Below are 18,298 nucleotides of genomic sequence, written 5' to 3' on the forward strand. Positions count from 1 at the left end.
TATGACCTACACCCTGCCGGCTTTGCCTTACGCCTACGACGCCCTTGAACCCCATATCGATGCGCAAACCATGGAAATTCACTACACCAAGCATCACCAGACCTACATCAATAACCTTAATGCTGCGGTCGAGGGCACCGAGTTCGCAGGCTGGCCGGTGGAGAAGCTGGTTTCCAGCGTTGAAAAATTACCGGAGCAATTACGCGCTGCCGTGGTCAATCAAGGAGGCGGGCATGCCAACCATTCGCTGTTCTGGGCGGTCATGTCGCCCACAGGTAGCGGAAAACCTGAGGGGGAACTGGGCAAGGCGATCGACGAGCAACTGGGTGGCTTCGACAGTTTCAAGGAGGCCTTTACCAAAGCGGCGTTGACCCGTTTCGGCAGCGGCTGGGCCTGGTTGAGCGTCACCCCGCAAAAGACCTTGGTGGTGGAAAGCAGCGGCAACCAGGACAGCCCGCTGATGAGCGGCAACACGCCGATCCTCGGTTTGGACGTTTGGGAGCACGCTTATTACCTGCTGTATCAAAACCGACGACCGGAGTACATCAATGCATTCTATAGCGTCATCAATTGGCCGGAGGTTGCCGCGCGCTACCAGGCCGCTTTGGCCTGATATTCACCCTATAACAAGATCTAAGGCCGACTATGGGTACTGAAACACTGGCGATTAGCAGCGTGCGATTATTTCGCTACGCGTTAGGCTCCCTGCTTGTATTAGTCGGTACGGCCTTACTGGTGGCCCATGGGCTGGCCTGGCTCGACCTGGAGCCGCGCATCTTGCGCGCCTTGCAGGGCGGGGCGATCTGCGCACTCGGCACCGCCCTGGGCGCGGTGCCGGTGCTGGTGATCCGCAGAATGCCAGCGGCGCTGAGCGATACCTTGCTGGGGTTTGGGGCGGGGGTAATGCTGGCGGCGACTGCCTTTTCGCTGGTCGTGCCGGGCATTGCCGCCGCTGAGAGCCTGGGATTGTCGCCCTGGGGCGCGGCTGGCTTGATCAGCTTCGGCATCATGCTGGGTGCATTCGGGCTGTATCTTGTAGACCGCAAGGTTTCCGGCGCCAGCCCGGAAATGCTGGTGGGCACCCCGGATAAGCCGGTTATCCCGCCGCGTATCTGGCTGTTTGTGTTTGCCATCATTGCCCACAACATTCCGGAAGGCATGGCCGTGGGGGTCTCTGCGGGTGGCGGCATGGCGGATGCAGACAGCCTCGCCATGGGCATTGCCCTGCAGGACGTACCGGAAGGCCTGGTGATCGCGTTGGTATTGGCTGGGGCGGGAATGTCGCGGATCAAGGCGTTCCTGATCGGTGCTGCGTCCGGTTTGGTCGAGCCGGTCTTCGCAGTGCTGTGCGCGTGGCTGGTGAGCCTTGCCGAAGTGCTGTTGCCCCTGGGGCTGGCGCTGGCTGCTGGCGCGATGCTGTTGGTGGTGACCCATGAGGTTATCCCCGAGTCACGCCGAAACGGTCACGATAAGCTCGCCAGCCTGGGGTTGTGCATCGGGTTCTGCTTGATGATGGTGATGGATACGGCGTTAGGGTAAGGCTTACTCTGATGGAGGGAAGAGCTTATTCGCCTTCATCAAAGTAGTTATTGATCAACGCCACCAATGCTTCCATCGCTTCGTGCTCCTGCTCACCCTCGGTTTTCAGGTGGATTTTGGTACCTTTGCCTGCGGCAAGCATCATCATCGCCATGATGCTTTTACCGTCGACCATCGTTTCCGGCGTGCGCCCGGCGCGTATCTGGCAGGGGAACTGCCCGGCAACGCCGACAAACTTGGCTGAGGCCCGGGCGTGCAAACCCAGCTTGTTGATGATTTCAATTTCCCGAGCCGGCATCGCAGTGGTGTTCCTTTCAGCTAAGGTCGCGGTGGCGAACCTGGACATTCTTGAGGGTTTGTTGCAGCACCTGGCCGAGCCGCTCCGTCAGGTAGACGGAGCGGTGGTGGCCACCGGTGCAGCCAATGGCAATGGTGACATAGGCGCGATTGCTCGCGGCAAAGCGCGGCAGCCATTTGAGCAGGTAGGTGGAGATGTCCTGGAACATCTCTTCCACATCCGCTTGTGCCGCCAGATAGTCGATCACGGGCTGATCGAGCCCGGACTGATCGCGCAACTCCGGCTTCCAATAAGGATTGGGCAGGCAGCGCACGTCGAACACCAGGTCGGCGTCCACCGGCATGCCACGCTTGAAACCAAACGATTCGACCAGAAACGCCGTGCCAGGCTCCGGCTGGTTCAGCAATCGCAGTTTGATCGCATCGCGCAGCTGGTACAGGTTCAGGTTGGTGGTGTTGATCTTGAGGTCGGCCAGATCGATGATCGGCCCCAGCAGCTTGGTCTCGTCCTGGATGGCTTCCGCCAGCGAGCGGTTGGCGCTGCTGAGCGGGTGGCGTCGACGGGTTTCGGAGAAACGCTTGAGCAGGGTTTCTTCGTCGGCATCCAGGTACAGTACGTCGCAATGAATATGCTTGGCGCGCACTTCCTCAAGCAGCTCGGGGAAACGCGACAGATGGCTGGGCAGGTTGCGGGCGTCGATCGACACGGCCACCAGCGGTTGCGCTAGTTCGGTGTGGATCAGGGCGCGCTCGGCCAATTCCGGCAGCAGCCCGGCGGGCAGGTTGTCGATGCAATAGAAGCCGCTGTCTTCAAGCACATTGAGGGCAGTGCTCTTACCCGAGCCGGAGCGGCCGCTGACGATGATCAAACGCATGATTATTGCCCGCTTTGCTCATCCAGGACGACCTGATACAACGCCTCATTACTTTTGGCACTGCGCAGTTTTTCGCGTACTTCTTTGCGGTCGAGCATGCTGGCGATCTGCCGGAGCAGTTCCAGGTGCGCATCGGTGGCAGCTTGTGGGACCAGCAGAACGAACAGCAGGTCGACCGGAGCGCCGTCGATGGCATCGAAATCGATGGGGTGATCCAGGTGCAGCAGGGCGCTGACCGGTGTTGTGCAGCCTTTGAGGCGGCAGTGGGGGATGGCGATGCCGTTGCCAAAACCGGTCGAGCCAAGTTTTTCACGGGCGATCAGAGCCTCGAAGACATCTTGCATCTCCAGGTCAGGCACTTGGCTGCTGATCAGGTTGGCAATTTGTTCGAGGGCTTTTTTCTTGCTGCCGCCCGGCACGTTCACGAGGGAACGGCCGGGGGTCAGGATGGTTTCAAGTCGGATCATGGGGGGAGAGTTAACGACCTGTACCTTGCATCAGGTGCAGATTCTTTTCCTTATGCTTTTTGAGTTGGCGGTCAAGCTTGTCGGTGAGCAAGTCGATCGATGCATACATGTCTTCATGCTCGGCGTTAGCAACCACTTCGCCACCGGGTATCTGCAGGGTCGCTTCAATTTTCTGCTGAAGCTTATCGACCTTCATGATGACCTGCACGTTGGTGATCTTGTCGAAATGTCCTTCAAGCTTTTTCAGCTTCTGTTCGACGTATTCGCGCATGGGTGGGGTGACTTCTACATGGTGTCCACTGATGTTGACTTGCATACAGCTTCTCCTTCGTTGCCAGTGCATAAAGCGGCAGGCGAAAAGCGCCTGCCACTGGAACGCTGTGCCCCGCCCGTCACATCAAACGCTTTCGCTCGCTGGAAGGCGCGATCCCGAGAGACTCGCGGTACTTGGCGACGGTTCGACGGGCGACCTGAATGCCTTGTGCCTCCAGTAAACCAGCGATCTTGCTGTCACTCAACGGCTTTTTCTGATTTTCCGCGGCAACCAGTTTTTTGATGATCGCGCGGATCGCCGTGGACGAGCATTCGCCGCCTTCGGAGGTGCTTACATGGCTGGAGAAAAAGTATTTCAGCTCATAAATACCCCGTGGGGTATGCATGAATTTTTGCGTGGTCACCCGTGAAATCGTCGATTCGTGCATGCCGACCGCTTCAGCGATGTCGTGCAGTACCAAGGGCTTCATTGCCTCGTCGCCATATTCCAGGAAGCCGCGCTGGTGCTCGACGATCTGGGTGGCCACTTTCATCAGGGTTTCGTTGCGGCTTTGCAGGCTCTTGATGAACCAGCGTGCTTCCTGCAGCTGGTTGCGCATGAAGGTGTTGTCGGCGCTGGTATCGGCGCGGCGCACGAAGCCGGCGTATTGCGGGTTGACCCGCAGACGTGGCACCGACTCCTGGTTCAGTTCCACCAACCAGCGTTCGTTGTCCTTGCGCACGATTACATCAGGCACGACATATTCGGCTTCGCTGGACTCGATCTGCGAGCCCGGGCGAGGATTGAGGCTCTGAACCAGCTCGATAACCTGGCGCAGCTCGTCTTCCTTGAGCTTCATGCGGCGCATCAGCTGGCTGTAGTCGCGGCTGCCGAGCAGGTCGATGTAGTCGCTGACCAGGCGCTTGGCTTCAGCGAGCCACGGGGTTTTGGCCGGTAGCTGGCGCAATTGCAGCAGCAGGCACTCGCTGAGCGTACGGGCGCCAATGCCGGCGGGTTCGAATTGCTGGATACGGTGCAGGACGGCTTCGATCTCGTCCAGTTCGATATCCAGCTCCGGGTTGAAGGCCTCAAGAATTTCTTCGAGCGTTTCGTCCAGATAACCCTGGTTATTGATGCAGTCGATCAGGGTGACGGCGATCAAGCGATCGGTGTCGGACATCGGCGCCAGGTTCAGCTGCCACAGCAGGTGGCTCTGCAGGCTCTCGCCGACCGACGTACGGGTGGTGAAGTCCCATTCGTCATCGTCATTGCTGGGCAGGCTGCTGGCGCTGGTCTGGTAGACGTCTTCCCATGCGGTGTCCACCGGAAGCTCGTTGGGAATGCGTTCGTTCCATTCGCCGTCCTCGAGGTTGTCCACCGTAGGTGCGGTTTCCTGATAGGACGGTTCCTGTACATCAGGATTGGGCTTTTGCTCGATATTGTCGGCCAAGGGGTCGGTGTTGTCGAAGTCGTCGCCTTCTTCCTGGCGTTCGAGCATCGGATTGGACTCCAGGGCCTCCTGGATTTCCTGTTGCAGGTCCAGGGTCGACAATTGGAGCAGGCGGATGGCCTGTTGCAGCTGCGGTGTCATCGTCAGCTGCTGGCCCATTCTCAGGACTAGCGATGGTTTCATGGCAGGGGCTTAACACCTTATTCGCCGGCGCAATGCGCCATCCACGACAGGGCGCGTGAGCGCCAAACATAAGCAAATTATATGCCTGATATCGGGGCCTTTGCCTAGAGCGCGGTAACAATAAAAAAGCTGAGTTTTTTATTGACTCGCTCGCGCGCTCGCAAATGGCCCGATATCACCGTGTTTACAGGCGGAACTCGTGACCCAGATAAACTTCTTTCACCAGCTCGTTGGCCAGGATAGTCGCGGAATCACCTTCGGCAATCAGCTGCCCATCGTTGACGATATAAGCGGTTTCGCAGATATCGAGGGTTTCACGGACGTTGTGGTCGGTGATCAGCACACCGATGCCCTTGGCCTTGAGGTGATGGATGATCTGCTTGATATCGCCCACCGAAATCGGATCAACGCCAGCGAACGGTTCGTCCAGCAAGATGAATTTAGGAGCGGTCGCCAGGGCGCGGGCGATCTCCACGCGGCGACGCTCACCGCCGGACAAGCTCATGCCGAGGTTGTCGCGAATGTGGTTGATGTGGAACTCCTGCAACAGGCTTTCCAGTTCCTTGCGGCGGCCGTCGCGGTCGAGTTCCTTGCGGGTCTCGAGGATTGCCATGATGTTGTCGGCTACCGACAGTTTGCGGAAGATCGACGCCTCCTGCGGAAGATAGCCGATACCTGCACGCGCACGGCCGTGCATCGGCTGGTGGCTGACGTCCAGGTCATCGATCAATACACGCCCCTGGTCCGCCTGGACCAGCCCGACGATCATATAGAAGCAAGTGGTCTTGCCGGCGCCGTTGGGGCCGAGCAGGCCGACGATCTGGCCGCTGTCGATCGACAGGCTCACATCGCGTACCACCTGACGGCTTTTATAGGCCTTGGCCAGATGCTGGGCTTTCAGGGTTGCCATTACTCGGCCTTCTTCTTCGGCTGGATGACCATGTCGATCCGTGGGCGAGGCGCGGTGACCTTGTTGCCATTGGCGCGACCCGCCTGGGCGACCTGGGTCTGGGTGTTGTAGACGATCTTCTCGCCTTCGGTGGAGTTACCGTCGGCACTCAGCACCTTGGCCTGGTCGATCAATACGATGCGATTTTGCTGGGCATGGTATTGGATAGTCTTGCCGTAGCCTTTCATCGGCCCTGGGTCTTCTGCCTTTTGCTTCTGCTCGAAGTAAGCCAGGTTGCCCACCGAGGTCACGACGTCGATATCGCCAGCCTGGGTGCGAGTCAGGGTCACCGTATTACCGGTGATCTTCATCGAGCCTTGGGTGATGATCACGCCACCGGTGTAGGTCGCGACGCCTTGCTTGTCATCCAGCTGCGCATCGTCGGCCGAGATGTGGATCGGTTGCTGGCTATCGTTCGGCAGAGCCCAGGCGCTCACGCTTCCCAGTGCTGCGCCCAGACCGAGCAAAATAGGGAGGGTTTTAACGAGCCTCATACTGTCCTCTTACGTTCGATAGCAGGTGTATCCTGCTTTCTTTCAAATACGCTTTCATTCCCTTGCCGGTCGATACACCGCCAGCGCCGTCGATTCTAACGTCTTGCTCGGTCTGCGCATATTGCTGTTGTGGGAATACCGTCATGCGACTGCTGGTAATAATGGTGTCGCGGTTCTGCGCGTCTGTACGTGCGACGCGCACCGAGTCGATCAGTTCGATTTCGGTGCCGTCCGGATTGACCTCGCCACGCAGGCTGGTGACGTGCCACGGCAGTTCGGTGCCACGGTACATGTTCAAGTCCGGGTTGGTCAGCAGGCTGACTTCCGAGGCTTTCAAGCGCTCGACCTTGTCGGAGACCAACTCGTACTGCACCTTGCCATCGGGCAGGAACTGCACGGTATGGGTGTTGGTGGCGAAGTTGTCGATGACACTTTCATCAACCTGCACGACAGGCTTGTCGAGAAAGCGCTCCGGGCTGATATTCCAGTAGCCCACCGCGAGCAACAGCGCGGCGATGGCTCCGAATAGCAGGAAGTTGCGAATCTTTTTGCTCAGCATATAACGCTCTATAAGTAGGCGGCGTGGGCCGCTTCAAGACTGCCCTGGGCACGCAGGATCAACTCGCAGAACTCGCGGGCGGCACCTTCGCCACCGCGGGCGGCGGTAATGCCATGGGCGTGTTCACGCACAAACGCTGCGGCATTGGCGACGGCCATGCCCAGGCCTACCCGACGGATCACCGGCAGGTCAGGCAGATCGTCACCCAGATAGGCGACTTGTTCATAGCTTAGGTTGAGTTGGCCAAGAAGCTCGTCCAGCACCACCAGTTTATCCTCGCGGCCTTGATACAGGTGAGGAATCCCGAGGTTTTGTGCGCGACGTTCCACAACGGGGGTCTTTCGACCGCTGATAATCGCTGTTTGCACGCCTGCCGCCATCAACATCTTGATGCCCTGGCCGTCGAGGGTGTTGAACGTCTTGAATTCGCTGCCGTCTTCGAGAAAGTACAGGCGGCCATCGGTCAGCACACCATCGACGTCGAATATCGCCAACTTGATGTTTTTACCGCGTTGCAACAGGTCGCTGGTCATTTACATCACTCCTGCACGCAACAAGTCGTGCATGTTCAGGGCGCCGATAGGGTGGTCGTGGTCATCGACCACCACCAGCGCGCCGATCTTGTGGTCTTCCATGATCTTCAGGGCTTCGGCTGCCAGCATCTCGGGGCGCGCGGTCTTGCCGTGGGGCGTCATCACAGCATCGATGGTTGCGGTATGGATGTCGATGGTCCGGTCCAGGGTGCGCCGCAAATCGCCGTCGGTGAACACGCCGGCCAGTCGGCCATCGGCTTCCAGGATCACGGTCATGCCCAGGCCCTTGCGGGTCATTTCCATCAACGCGTCCTTGAGCAAGGTGCCGCGTTGCACGTGGGGCAGTTCATCGCCCGCATGCATGACGTTTTCCACTTTCAACAGCAAGCGACGGCCCAGGGCGCCACCGGGGTGCGAAAATGCGAAATCTTCAGCGGTGAACCCACGAGCCTCAAGCAGCGCCACCGCCAGCGCGTCGCCCATGACCAGTGCCGCAGTCGTCGACGAGGTGGGCGCCAGGTTCAGCGGACAGGCTTCATGGGCGACATGAACGTTCAAGTTCACTTCGGCGGCCTTGGCCAGTGTCGATTCCGGGTTGCCGGTGACGCTGATCATCTTGATGCCCAGGCGCTTGATCAGCGGCAGCAGGGTGACGATCTCGTTGGTGGTACCGGAGTTGGACAATGCCAGAATCACGTCATCCTTGGTAATCATGCCCATATCACCATGGCTGGCTTCGGCCGGGTGCACGAAGAACGCTGTGGTTCCGGTGCTGGCCAGCGTAGCGGCGATCTTGTTGCCGACGTGGCCGGACTTGCCCATGCCAACCACGACAACGCGGCCTTTGCTGGCCAGAATCATCTCGCAGGCGCGTACGAAATCTGCGTCGATATGCGCCAGCAAACCTTCTACGGCTTCCAGCTCGAGGCGGATGGTGCGTTGTGCGGATTGGATGAGGTCGCTGGATTGGCTCATGTCTGAAGTCGTATAGCCTGACGAAAAGTCGGCGATTATAGCGGTAATGATCGATTCGCTCACATAAGTTCGTCAGGCTTTATTCTGAGCGTCTCCAGGATTCGTCTGAATAACATCGCTGGCAACGTTTTTTGCTGTGCTGAATCTGAACAAGCGCTGTTCCGGCCTTGGGGCTCCGCACCAGCAGTGATATAGTTCGCGGCCAGTTCGGTCCGCCCAACCCATGGCGTAACTATTGCACATCCGTTGCAAACCAAAGTCGCATACATGGTGTCTGAGTGAAAGGCTGCATCCCAAGGAGATTAGATGAGTGCCGATAACGCCTACGCGGTCGAGCTGAAGGGCCTTTCCTTCAAGCGCGGTACGCGCAGCATCTTCAATAACGTCGATATTCGCATTCCTCGCGGAAAAGTCACGGGCATCATGGGGCCTTCCGGTTGCGGCAAGACCACCTTGTTGCGCCTGATGGGCATGCAATTGCGCCCCAGTGCCGGCGAAGTGTGGGTCAACGGCCAGAACCTGCCGACGCTGTCGCGCAGCGATCTGTTCGATGCGCGCAAGCACATGGGGGTACTGTTCCAGAGCGGTGCGCTGTTTACCGACCTCGATGTTTTCGAAAACGTAGCGTTCCCGCTGCGGGTGCATACCCAGCTGTCCGACGAGATGATTCGTGACATTGTGTTGCTCAAGCTGCAGGCCGTAGGGCTTCGCGGGGCCATCGACCTGATGCCTGACGAATTGTCCGGTGGCATGAAGCGTCGTGTCGCCCTGGCGCGAGCCATCGCCCTCGACCCGCAGATCCTCATGTATGACGAGCCTTTCGTGGGCCAGGACCCTATCGCCATGGGCGTACTGGTGCGCCTGATCCGTCTGCTCAACGATGCCTTGGGCATCACCAGCATCGTGGTGTCTCACGACCTGGCCGAAACCGCGAGCATCGCTGACTACCTCTATGTAGTGGGTGATGGCCAGGTGCTGGGGCAGGGGACGCCAGAAGAGCTGATGAACGCCGATAACCCGCGCATTCGCCAATTCATGACCGGCGATCCTGATGGCCCGGTGCCTTTTCACTTTCCGGCAGCGGACTACCGCGCAGATCTTCTGGGGAAGCGCTGATGCGCAAGACATCTCTTATCGAAAAGGTTCGCCTTTTCGGTCGCTCGGGCATCGACATCGTCGAAGTCCTCGGGCGTTCGACTATTTTCCTGTTTCACGCCTTGCTCGGCCGCGGCGGCATCGGCGGCGGCTTTGGCTTGCTGCTCAAGCAACTGCATGCGGTCGGCGTGATGTCCCTGGTGATCATCGTGGTCTCCGGGATGTTCATCGGCATGGTGCTGGCGCTGCAAGGCTTCAACATTCTGTCCAGCTACGGTTCAGAGCAGGCGGTAGGGCAGATGGTTGCCCTGACGCTGTTGCGTGAACTGGGGCCGGTGGTCACCGCGTTGCTGTTCGCCGGGCGTGCAGGTTCTGCGTTGACCGCCGAAATCGGTAACATGAAGTCCACCGAACAGCTGTCCAGCCTGGAAATGATCGGCGTGGACCCGCTCAAGTACATTGTTGCCCCGCGCCTGTGGGCCGGCTTCATTTCCCTTCCGCTGCTGGCAATGATCTTCAGCGTGGTCGGGATCTGGGGCGGTTCGTGGGTGGCGGTGGACTGGTTGGGCGTCTACGACGGTTCCTACTGGGCCAACATGCAAAACAGCGTGACCTTCACGGGTGACGTGCTCAACGGCATCATAAAGAGCATCGTCTTCGCCTTTGTAGTGACCTGGATCGCCGTATTCCAAGGCTATGACTGTGAGCCCACTTCAGAAGGGATCAGTCGCGCCACCACCAAGACCGTTGTATACGCCTCGCTGGCGGTACTGGGCCTTGACTTCATTTTGACCGCCTTGATGTTTGGAGATTTCTGATGCAAAACCGCACTGTGGAGATCGGTGTCGGCCTTTTCTTGCTGGCTGGCATCCTGGCTTTACTGTTGCTGGCCCTGCGGGTCAGTGGCCTGTCGGCCAGCCCCACCGCCGACACATATAAACTTTATGCGTACTTCGACAATATCGCCGGTTTGACGGTCAGAGCTAAAGTGACCATGGCCGGTGTGACCATCGGCAAGGTCACGGCAATCGATCTGGACCGCGACAGCTTCACCGGCCGAGTGACGATGCAGTTGGACAAGAAGGTAGATAATCTGCCGACTGACTCCACGGCATCTATCCTCACTGCGGGCCTGCTGGGCGAGAAGTACATCGGTGTCAGCGTGGGCGGGGAAACAGCTCTGCTCAAGGATGGCTCGACCATCCACGACACACAGTCGTCGTTGGTGCTTGAAGACCTGATCGGTAAATTCCTGCTCAACACGGTCAATAAAGACGCCAAATGAGGAATCTGTTCATGCTCTCTACCTTGCGACGTGGCCTTCTGGTTCTGCTTGCAGCGCTGCCGTTGATGGCCAACGCAGCCGGTTCTGCCCACGAACTGGTGCAGGACACCACCAACAAAATGTTGGCTGACCTGTCGGCCAACAAGGAAAAGTACAAACAAGACCCGAGCCAGTTCTACAACGCGCTCAATACCATTGTCGGTCCGGTGGTGGATGCCGAAGGCATCTCCAAAAGCATCATGACCGTCAAGTATTCGCGCAAGGCCACACCCGCGCAGATGCAGCGTTTCCAGGAGAACTTCAAGCGCGGCCTGTTCCAGTTCTACGGTAACGCCTTGCTTGAGTACAACAACCAGGGGATTACCGTTGCTCCGGCCGGTGATGAGTCGGGTGATCGCACCAGCGTCAACATGACCGTCAAAGGTACCAATGGCGCCGTGTACCCTGTGCAGTACACGCTGGAGAAGGTCAGCGGCGAGTGGAAGCTGCGCAACGTGATCATCAACGGCATCAATATCGGCAAGCTGTTCCGTGACCAGTTCGCCGACGCGATGCAGCGCAATGGCAACGACCTGGACAAGACCATCAATGGTTGGGCCGGCGAAGTGGCCAAGGCCAAGGAAACTTCCGATAAGGAAGCCGGGAAACCAGCGCCATGACCGAGTCGGCTGTTCGTATCGGCGATGCCGGCGAGCTGTTCCTCAGCGGCGTGCTCGATTACCGCACCGGGCCTGACCTGCGCAAGCAGGGCCAGGCACTGATCAAGGCCAGCACTGCGCCCGCGCTGGTGCTGGATTGCTCGGCGGTAACCAAGTCCAGCAGCGTCGGTTTGTCGTTGCTGTTGTGCTTCATGCGCGATGCCGCTGCGGTAAAAAAGCCGGTCAGTCTCCGTGCGTTGCCTGAAGACATGCGCGAGATCGCCGAGGTTTCCGGCTTGACCGAGCTGTTGGCACACCCGTAATACACATTTATCAGAGAAGCCCTCCGTCAGAGTCCTGCTATGCGGGGTTCGCAGGCGCGGGGCTTTTTTTGTATGATGTGCGACCCGTGCGCACTGGGCGCCGATAGAGGTTGAGCATGCAGGCCCTAGAAGTTAAGAGCTTCCTTGAAGGAAAGCTGCCGGACACGGCTGTAGAAGTTGAAGGCGAAGGCTGCAATTTCCAGCTGAACGTGATCAGCGATGAACTGGCGGCATTGAGCCCGGTCAAGCGTCAGCAGCAGATCTATGCCCATTTGAACCCATGGATCACCGATGGCAGCATCCATGCGGTCACTATGAAATTTTTCAGCCGCGCGGCCTGGGCCGAGCGCACCTGAGCCCCCAAGGCGTCGAGATTCTTATGGATAAATTGATTATTACCGGCGGTGCCCGCCTCGATGGCGAGATCCGCATTTCCGGTGCGAAAAACTCCGCCTTGCCGATCCTGGCAGCGACCCTGCTGTGCGACGGCCCTGTCACGGTGGCCAACCTGCCGCACCTGCACGACATCACCACGATGATCGAGCTGTTCGGTCGCATGGGCATCGAGCCGGTGATCGACGAGAAGTTGTCTGTCGAAATCGACCCACGCACCATCAAGACCCTGATTGCCCCGTACGAGCTGGTGAAAACCATGCGTGCGTCGATCCTGGTGCTTGGCCCGATGGTCGCGCGTTTCGGTGAAGCCGAAGTGGCCCTGCCTGGCGGTTGCGCCATTGGTTCGCGTCCGGTCGACCTGCACATCCGTGGCCTTGAAGCCATGGGCGCGGTCATCGACGTGGAAGGCGGCTATATCAAGGCCAAGGCGCCGGAAGGCGGCTTGCGTGGCGCGAACTTCTTCTTCGATACCGTCAGCGTGACCGGTACCGAGAACATTATGATGGCCGCTGCCCTGGCCAATGGCCGCAGTGTCCTGCAAAACGCCGCGCGCGAGCCCGAAGTGGTCGACCTGGCCAACTTCCTCAACGCCATGGGCGCGAAGGTTTCCGGCGCTGGCACCGACACCATCACTATTGATGGTGTAGAGCGTCTGCACACCGCTACCTACAAAGTCATGCCGGACCGTATCGAGACCGGCACCTACCTCGTCGCCGCTGCCGTTACCGGTGGCCGCGTGAAGGTCAAGGACACCGATCCGACCATCCTCGAAGCCGTCCTGGAAAAACTCAAGGAAGCCGGCGCAGAAATCACCACCGGTGAAGACTGGATCGAGCTGAACATGCACGGCAAGCGGCCAAAAGCCGTCAACGTGCGTACCGCTCCGTACCCGGCATTCCCGACCGACATGCAGGCGCAGTTCATTTCCCTGAACGCGATCGCTGAAGGCACCGGCGCCGTGATCGAGACCATCTTCGAAAACCGTTTCATGCATGTGTACGAACTGCACCGCATGGGCGCCAAGATCCAGGTCGAGGGCAACACCGCCATCGTTACCGGCATCGACAAGCTCAAAGGCGCGCCAGTGATGGCGACCGACCTGCGTGCTTCGGCCAGCCTGGTGATCTCGGCACTCTGCGCCGAAGGCGATACGCTGATTGACCGCATCTACCACATAGACCGTGGCTACGAGTGCATCGAAGAAAAGCTGCAGATGCTCGGCGCTAAAATCCGCCGCGTGCCGGGCTAACCCCCGACGTTCTGTAGGAGCGAGCTTGCTCGCGAAAAACGTCAACGATAACGCGTTTATCCAGAATCAACGCGGTGCCCATGAGTTCTTCGCGAGCAAGCTCGCTCCTACACACACTGGTTTGTTTCAAATCGAGGCTGTAAGGGCCTCGATCTGTGTCTGGCGCCGTTTGCGACCGGACAGCAATAGCCTGATGAAGGACTGACATTTCCCATGTTGACCATCGCACTGTCCAAGGGCCGCATCCTTGACGACACGTTGCCGCTTCTGGCTGAAGCGGGCATCGTGCCGACCGAGAATCCGGACAAGAGCCGCAAGCTGATCATCCCCACGACCCAGGACGATGTTCGCCTGCTGATCGTGCGGGCTACCGACGTGCCGACCTACGTTGAACATGGCGCCGCCGACCTCGGTGTGGCCGGTAAGGACGTGCTGATGGAATACGGCGGCCAGGGTCTCTACGAGCCCCTGGACCTGCGGATCGCGCTGTGCAAACTGATGACCGCCGGCCGTGTCGGCGATGTCGAGCCCAAGGGCCGCCTGCGGGTGGCGACTAAGTTCGTCAACGTCGCCAAACGCTACTACGCCGAACAAGGCCGTCAGGTCGATATCATCAAGCTTTACGGCTCGATGGAGCTGGCGCCGCTGATCGGCCTGGCCGACAAGATCATCGACGTGGTCGACACGGGCAACACCCTGCGCGCCAACGGGTTGGAGCCACAGGATTTCATTGCCGACATCAGCTCGCGCCTGATCGTCAACAAAGCGTCGATGAAAATGCAGCACGCCCGTATCCAAGCGTTGATCGACACCCTGCGCACGGCAGTGGAGTCTCGACACCGCGGTTGACTCACCCGCGTAGCCCAAAGGCTGCGCCCGTCTATCCGCCTCATAGCCAGAATTCTCAGGTGCCCAAGCGGAGCGAACGGTAGTTTAGGGCGCCTGAGTTTTTGCCAATCTATTGAGGCCCTCGCTATGACCACGTCCACTGCAATTGCCCGACTCAACGCTGCCGACCCGGATTTCGCCGATCATCTGGATCATCTGCTGAGCTGGGAAAGCGTGTCCGATGACTCGGTCAACCAGCGGGTGCTCGAGATCATCAAAGCCGTGCGCGAGCGCGGCGATGCGGCACTGGTGGATTTCACCCGTCAGTTCGACGGCCTGGACGTCAAGTCCATGGCGGACCTGATTCTGCCCCGTGAACGCCTGGAACTGGCCCTGACGCGCATCACCGCGCCCCAGCGTGAAGCCCTGGAAGTGGCGGCGGCGCGGGTGCGCAGCTATCACGAAAAACAGAAACAGGATTCCTGGAGCTACACCGAGGCCGACGGCACCGTACTGGGCCAGAAGGTCACGCCGCTGGACCGCGCCGGCCTGTACGTGCCGGGCGGCAAGGCCTCGTACCCGTCGTCGGTGTTGATGAACGCGATTCCGGCCAAAGTGGCAGGCGTGACCGAAGTGGTCATGGTGGTGCCGACCCCGCGTGGTGAAATCAACGAGCTGGTGCTGGCTGCCGCCTGCATTGCCGGCGTCGACCGCGTGTTCACCATCGGTGGCGCCCAAGCGGTTGCCGCGTTGGCCTATGGCACCGAAAGCGTACCGAAGGTCGACAAAGTGGTGGGGCCTGGCAATATCTACGTCGCCACCGCCAAGCGCCATGTGTTTGGCCAGGTCGGTATCGACATGATCGCCGGCCCCTCGGAAATCCTGGTGGTGTGTGACGGCCAGACCGACCCGGACTGGATCGCCATGGACCTGTTCTCCCAGGCCGAGCACGACGAAGACGCCCAGGCAATCCTGGTCAGCCCCGACGCCGCGTTCCTCGATCAGGTCGCCGCCAGCATCAACAAGTTGTTGCCGACCATGGAGCGCGCCGAGATCATCGAGAAATCGATCAATGGCCGTGGCGCACTGATTCTGGTCAGCGACATGGAGCAAGCCATCGAAGTGGCCAACCGTATCGCGCCGGAGCACCTTGAGCTGTCCGTAGCGGACCCACAGGCTTGGTTGCCGTCGATCCGTCATGCCGGCGCGATCTTCATGGGGCGCCACACCAGCGAAGCCCTGGGCGACTACTGTGCAGGTCCGAACCACGTATTGCCGACCTCCGGCACCGCGCGTTTTTCGTCGCCGCTGGGGGTGTATGACTTCCAGAAGCGTTCATCGATCATCTTCTGTTCGCCCCAGGGCGCGTCCGAATTGGGCAAGACCGCCTCGGTGCTGGCCCGTGGCGAATCGCTGAGCGCCCACGCGCGCAGCGCTGAATATCGCATCCTCAAGGGAGAGTAAGGCATGAGCAAATTCTGGAGCCCTTTCGTCAAGGACCTGGTGCCTTACGTGCCCGGCGAGCAGCCAAAGCTGACCAAGCTGATCAAGCTCAATACTAACGAAAACCCCTATGGCCCTTCGCCCAAGGCGTTAGAGGCCATGCGGGCCGAGTTGAACGACGACCTGCGTTTGTACTCGGACCCCAACAGTGACCGACTCAAGCAAGCGGTGGCGAAGTATTACGGCGTCGAGGCGAACAAGGTGTTCCTTGGTAATGGCTCCGACGAAGTCCTGGCGCATATCTTTCACGGCCTGTTCCAGCACGAGTTGCCGCTTTTGTTCCCGGATATCAGCTACAGCTTCTATCCGGTTTACTGCGGTCTTTATGGCATCAAGTCTGATCCTGTGCCGCTGGACGAACAGTTCCAGATCAACGTGGCGGATTACGCCAAGCCCAATGGTGGGATCATCTTCCCCAACCCGAACGCGCCAACCGGTTGCCTGCTGGCGCTGGACGCTGTGGAGCAAATTCTCAAGGCCAACCCGGAATCAGTCGTGGTTGTGGACGAGGCTTATATCGACTTCGGTGGCGAAACTGCGATCACCCTGGTGGATCATTACCCGAACCTGCTGGTGACCCAGACATTGTCCAAGTCGCGCTCGCTGGCGGGCCTGCGGGTTGGCCTGGCGGTGGGACATCCGGAGCTGATCGAAGCGTTGGAGCGGGTCAAGAACAGCTTCAACTCCTACCCGCTGGATCGCCTGGCGATTGTCGGCGCTGCCGTGGCGTTTGAGGACCGTGAATACTTTGAGAAGACCTGCGGGTGGGTGATAGACAGCCGTGAAAAACTCACCGGCCAGTTGCAGGCCAAGGGGTTTGAAGTGTTGCCTTCGGCAGCCAACTTCATCTTTGCGCGCCACCCACGGCATGATGCGGCGGGCCTGGCGGCCAAATTGCGTGAGCAAGGGGTGATCGTGCGGCACTTCAAGCAGGAGCGGATTGCCCAGTTCCTGCGGATCAGCATCGGGACGCCGGAGCAGAACCAGGCGCTGATCGATGGGCTCGGCGAGCTCTAAGCCACACTGAAGATCAAAAAATGTGGGAGGGGGCTTGCTCCCGATGGCAGTGTCTCAGTCAATACATCAGTGACTGACACTCCGCTATCGGGGGCAAGCCCCCTCCCACATTTAGTTAGAGCAGCGGTTCGTCAGGCTTCTTGTGCTTCCAACCATCATTGCCCGGCAGCAGCAGGTTCAAGCCAATCGCTACCACCGCGCACAAGGCGATGCCCTTGAGGCCGAAATCGTCCGGGCCGGTGCCGGTACCCACCAGTACACCGCCAATCCCGAACACCAGCGTCACCGATACAATCACCAGGTTGCGCGCTTCACCCAGGTCGATCCTGTGGCGAATCAGCGTATTCATCCCCACCGCCGCAATCGAGCCGAACAGCAGGCACAGAATTCCGCCCATCACTGGCACCGGAATGCTCTGCAGCAGCGCGCCGAACTTGCCGATGAACGCCAGGCTGATGGCAAACACCGCGGCCCAGGTCATGATTTTCGGGTTGTAGTTCTTGGTCAGCATCACCGCGCCCGTCACTTCGGCGTAGGTGGTATTGGGCGGGCCGCCAAACAGGCCGGCGGCCGTCGTGGCAATCCCGTCACCCAGCAACGTGCGGTGCAGGCCGGGCTTCTTCAGGTAGTCGCGACCGGTCACGCTGCCGACCGCTATCACGCCACCGATATGTTCGATCGCAGGGGCCAGGGCCACCGGCACGATAAACAGGATCGCCTGCCAGTTGAACTCCGGCGCGGTGAAGTGGGGCAGGGCGAACCACGGTGCGGCGGCGATCTTCGCCGTGTCGACTACGCCGAAGTAGAACGACATGGCAAACCCCACCAGTACGCCGGAGATGATCGGCACCAGGCGGAAGATGCCCTTGCCGAACACCGCCACGATCAAGGTGGTCAGCAGCGCAGGCATCGAGATCAGCATGGCCGTCTGGTAGTGGATCAGCTCGGCGCCGTCGCCGGACTTGCCCATCGCCATATTGGCGGCAATCGGCGCCATGGCCAGGCCGATGGAAATAATCACCGGGCCGATCACTACCGGCGGCAGCAGTCGGTCGATGAAACCGGTGCCTTTGACCTTCACGGCAAGGCCCAGGAAGGTATAGACGAAACCCGCCGCCATCACCCCGCCCATGGTCGCTGCCAGGCCGAATTGGCCCTTGGCGAGAATGATCGGGGTGATGAATGCAAAGCTCGAGGCCAGGAACACCGGCACCTGCCGCCCGGTCACCACCTGGAACAGCAACGTGCCTAAGCCTGCGGTGAACAGTGCGACGTTTGGATCAAGGCCTGTGATCAGCGGCATCAACACCAGCGCGCCAAATGCTACGAAGAGCATTTGTGCGCCAGACAGGATCTGGCGCCAAAGCGGGTCGTTGAATTCATCCTGCAT

23 protein-coding genes are annotated in these 18,298 nt (G+C 59.5%); 12 read left to right on the plus strand and 11 right to left on the minus strand.

Annotation, left to right across the window (positions count from 1 at the left end; genetic code table 11):
* The first annotated feature begins 1 nt into the window (after nucleotide 1).
* Nucleotides 2–613, plus strand: a complete 612-nt coding sequence (locus C4J93_RS04495; protein ID WP_124428697.1) for a superoxide dismutase — start codon at nucleotides 2–4, stop codon at nucleotides 611–613.
* 32 nt (nucleotides 614–645) lie between these two features.
* The gene (locus tag C4J93_RS04500) at nucleotides 646–1,539 is read left to right on the plus strand and encodes a ZIP family metal transporter (protein ID WP_124365840.1); all 894 of its coding nucleotides are present in this window, start codon (nucleotides 646–648) and stop codon (nucleotides 1,537–1,539) included.
* A gap of 25 nt (nucleotides 1,540–1,564) precedes the next feature.
* Here C4J93_RS04500 and C4J93_RS04505 read toward each other — a convergent pair whose 3' ends face one another.
* From C4J93_RS04505 to C4J93_RS04550, 10 genes are all read right to left on the minus strand, one after another.
* Nucleotides 1,565–1,837 (minus strand): HPr family phosphocarrier protein, encoded by a 273-nt coding sequence (locus C4J93_RS04505; RefSeq protein WP_124428698.1) that lies wholly within the window; start codon nucleotides 1,835–1,837, stop codon nucleotides 1,565–1,567.
* Nucleotides 1,838–1,853: 16 nt separating this feature from the next.
* Nucleotides 1,854–2,711: an RNase adapter RapZ gene (rapZ, locus tag C4J93_RS04510; protein ID WP_124361313.1), complete on the minus strand. Its 858-nt coding sequence runs from the start codon at nucleotides 2,709–2,711 to the stop codon at nucleotides 1,854–1,856.
* Between the two features lie 2 nt (nucleotides 2,712–2,713).
* Nucleotides 2,714–3,178, minus strand: a complete 465-nt coding sequence (gene ptsN, locus C4J93_RS04515; RefSeq protein WP_124361314.1) for a PTS IIA-like nitrogen regulatory protein PtsN — start codon at nucleotides 3,176–3,178, stop codon at nucleotides 2,714–2,716.
* Between the two features lie 10 nt (nucleotides 3,179–3,188).
* Nucleotides 3,189–3,494 (minus strand): ribosome hibernation-promoting factor, HPF/YfiA family, encoded by a 306-nt coding sequence (hpf, locus tag C4J93_RS04520; protein ID WP_057724572.1) that lies wholly within the window; start codon nucleotides 3,492–3,494, stop codon nucleotides 3,189–3,191.
* Nucleotides 3,495–3,570: 76 nt separating this feature from the next.
* Nucleotides 3,571–5,064: an RNA polymerase factor sigma-54 gene (locus C4J93_RS04525; RefSeq protein WP_124369668.1), complete on the minus strand. Its 1,494-nt coding sequence runs from the start codon at nucleotides 5,062–5,064 to the stop codon at nucleotides 3,571–3,573.
* Between the two features lie 184 nt (nucleotides 5,065–5,248).
* Nucleotides 5,249–5,974: an LPS export ABC transporter ATP-binding protein gene (lptB, locus tag C4J93_RS04530; RefSeq protein WP_003171806.1), complete on the minus strand. Its 726-nt coding sequence runs from the start codon at nucleotides 5,972–5,974 to the stop codon at nucleotides 5,249–5,251.
* Nucleotides 5,974–6,507, minus strand: coding sequence for a lipopolysaccharide transport periplasmic protein LptA (gene lptA, locus C4J93_RS04535; protein ID WP_043050759.1), 534 nt, complete (start codon nucleotides 6,505–6,507; stop codon nucleotides 5,974–5,976). Before lptA ends, lptB begins: the two co-directional genes overlap by 1 nt.
* Nucleotides 6,494–7,066, minus strand: a complete 573-nt coding sequence (gene lptC, locus C4J93_RS04540) for an LPS export ABC transporter periplasmic protein LptC (protein WP_124361315.1) — start codon at nucleotides 7,064–7,066, stop codon at nucleotides 6,494–6,496. Before lptC ends, lptA begins: the two co-directional genes overlap by 14 nt.
* A gap of 8 nt (nucleotides 7,067–7,074) precedes the next feature.
* The gene (locus tag C4J93_RS04545) at nucleotides 7,075–7,599 is read right to left on the minus strand and encodes an HAD family hydrolase (protein ID WP_124361316.1); all 525 of its coding nucleotides are present in this window, start codon (nucleotides 7,597–7,599) and stop codon (nucleotides 7,075–7,077) included.
* The gene (locus C4J93_RS04550; RefSeq protein ID WP_124413864.1) at nucleotides 7,600–8,574 is read right to left on the minus strand and encodes a KpsF/GutQ family sugar-phosphate isomerase; all 975 of its coding nucleotides are present in this window, start codon (nucleotides 8,572–8,574) and stop codon (nucleotides 7,600–7,602) included.
* Between the two features lie 306 nt (nucleotides 8,575–8,880).
* On the opposite strand from C4J93_RS04550, the gene C4J93_RS04555 reads away from it, so the two are divergent.
* The 10 genes from C4J93_RS04555 (at nucleotide 8,881) to hisC (ending at nucleotide 16,908) form a co-directional block, all read left to right on the plus strand.
* Nucleotides 8,881–9,690, plus strand: a complete 810-nt coding sequence (locus C4J93_RS04555) for an ATP-binding cassette domain-containing protein (RefSeq protein ID WP_057724577.1) — start codon at nucleotides 8,881–8,883, stop codon at nucleotides 9,688–9,690.
* Nucleotides 9,690–10,487 carry a lipid asymmetry maintenance ABC transporter permease subunit MlaE gene (gene mlaE / locus C4J93_RS04560; RefSeq protein ID WP_057021555.1) on the plus strand — a complete coding sequence of 266 codons (798 nt, stop codon included), beginning with the start codon at nucleotides 9,690–9,692 and terminating at the stop codon, nucleotides 10,485–10,487. Before C4J93_RS04555 ends, mlaE begins: the two co-directional genes overlap by 1 nt.
* Nucleotides 10,487–10,954, plus strand: a complete 468-nt coding sequence (gene mlaD, locus C4J93_RS04565) for an outer membrane lipid asymmetry maintenance protein MlaD (RefSeq protein ID WP_003171814.1) — start codon at nucleotides 10,487–10,489, stop codon at nucleotides 10,952–10,954. Before mlaE ends, mlaD begins: the two co-directional genes overlap by 1 nt.
* Nucleotides 10,955–10,965: 11 nt before the next feature.
* Entirely contained in the window at nucleotides 10,966–11,613 is a 648-nt protein-coding gene (locus C4J93_RS04570) for a phospholipid-binding protein MlaC (RefSeq protein WP_124403097.1), read from the plus strand.
* Nucleotides 11,610–11,915: a lipid asymmetry maintenance protein MlaB gene (locus tag C4J93_RS04575; RefSeq protein WP_124361319.1), complete on the plus strand. Its 306-nt coding sequence runs from the start codon at nucleotides 11,610–11,612 to the stop codon at nucleotides 11,913–11,915. The genes C4J93_RS04570 and C4J93_RS04575 overlap by 4 nt, the downstream gene beginning before the upstream one ends.
* Before the next feature lie 116 nt (nucleotides 11,916–12,031).
* On the plus strand, nucleotides 12,032–12,271 hold the full coding sequence (locus C4J93_RS04580) for a BolA family protein (RefSeq protein WP_124361320.1): 240 nt from the start codon (nucleotides 12,032–12,034) through the stop codon (nucleotides 12,269–12,271).
* A gap of 23 nt (nucleotides 12,272–12,294) precedes the next feature.
* A complete protein-coding gene (murA, locus tag C4J93_RS04585) occupies nucleotides 12,295–13,560 on the plus strand; it encodes a UDP-N-acetylglucosamine 1-carboxyvinyltransferase (protein ID WP_124361321.1) in 1,266 nt (421 codons plus the stop codon).
* Between the two features lie 213 nt (nucleotides 13,561–13,773).
* The gene (hisG, locus tag C4J93_RS04595) at nucleotides 13,774–14,409 is read left to right on the plus strand and encodes an ATP phosphoribosyltransferase (protein ID WP_003171824.1); all 636 of its coding nucleotides are present in this window, start codon (nucleotides 13,774–13,776) and stop codon (nucleotides 14,407–14,409) included.
* Between the two features lie 126 nt (nucleotides 14,410–14,535).
* Nucleotides 14,536–15,852: a histidinol dehydrogenase gene (gene hisD, locus C4J93_RS04600; RefSeq protein ID WP_124361322.1), complete on the plus strand. Its 1,317-nt coding sequence runs from the start codon at nucleotides 14,536–14,538 to the stop codon at nucleotides 15,850–15,852.
* A 3-nt stretch (nucleotides 15,853–15,855) separates the two neighbouring features.
* The gene (gene hisC, locus C4J93_RS04605) at nucleotides 15,856–16,908 is read left to right on the plus strand and encodes a histidinol-phosphate transaminase (RefSeq protein ID WP_124428700.1); all 1,053 of its coding nucleotides are present in this window, start codon (nucleotides 15,856–15,858) and stop codon (nucleotides 16,906–16,908) included.
* A 115-nt stretch (nucleotides 16,909–17,023) separates the two neighbouring features.
* Here hisC and C4J93_RS04610 read toward each other — a convergent pair whose 3' ends face one another.
* A complete protein-coding gene (locus C4J93_RS04610) occupies nucleotides 17,024–18,298 on the minus strand; it encodes a uracil-xanthine permease family protein (protein ID WP_124361324.1) in 1,275 nt (424 codons plus the stop codon).

This window comes from Pseudomonas sp. R2-37-08W, from assembly GCF_003851705.1.
Lineage (GTDB): Bacteria > Pseudomonadota > Gammaproteobacteria > Pseudomonadales > Pseudomonadaceae > Aquipseudomonas.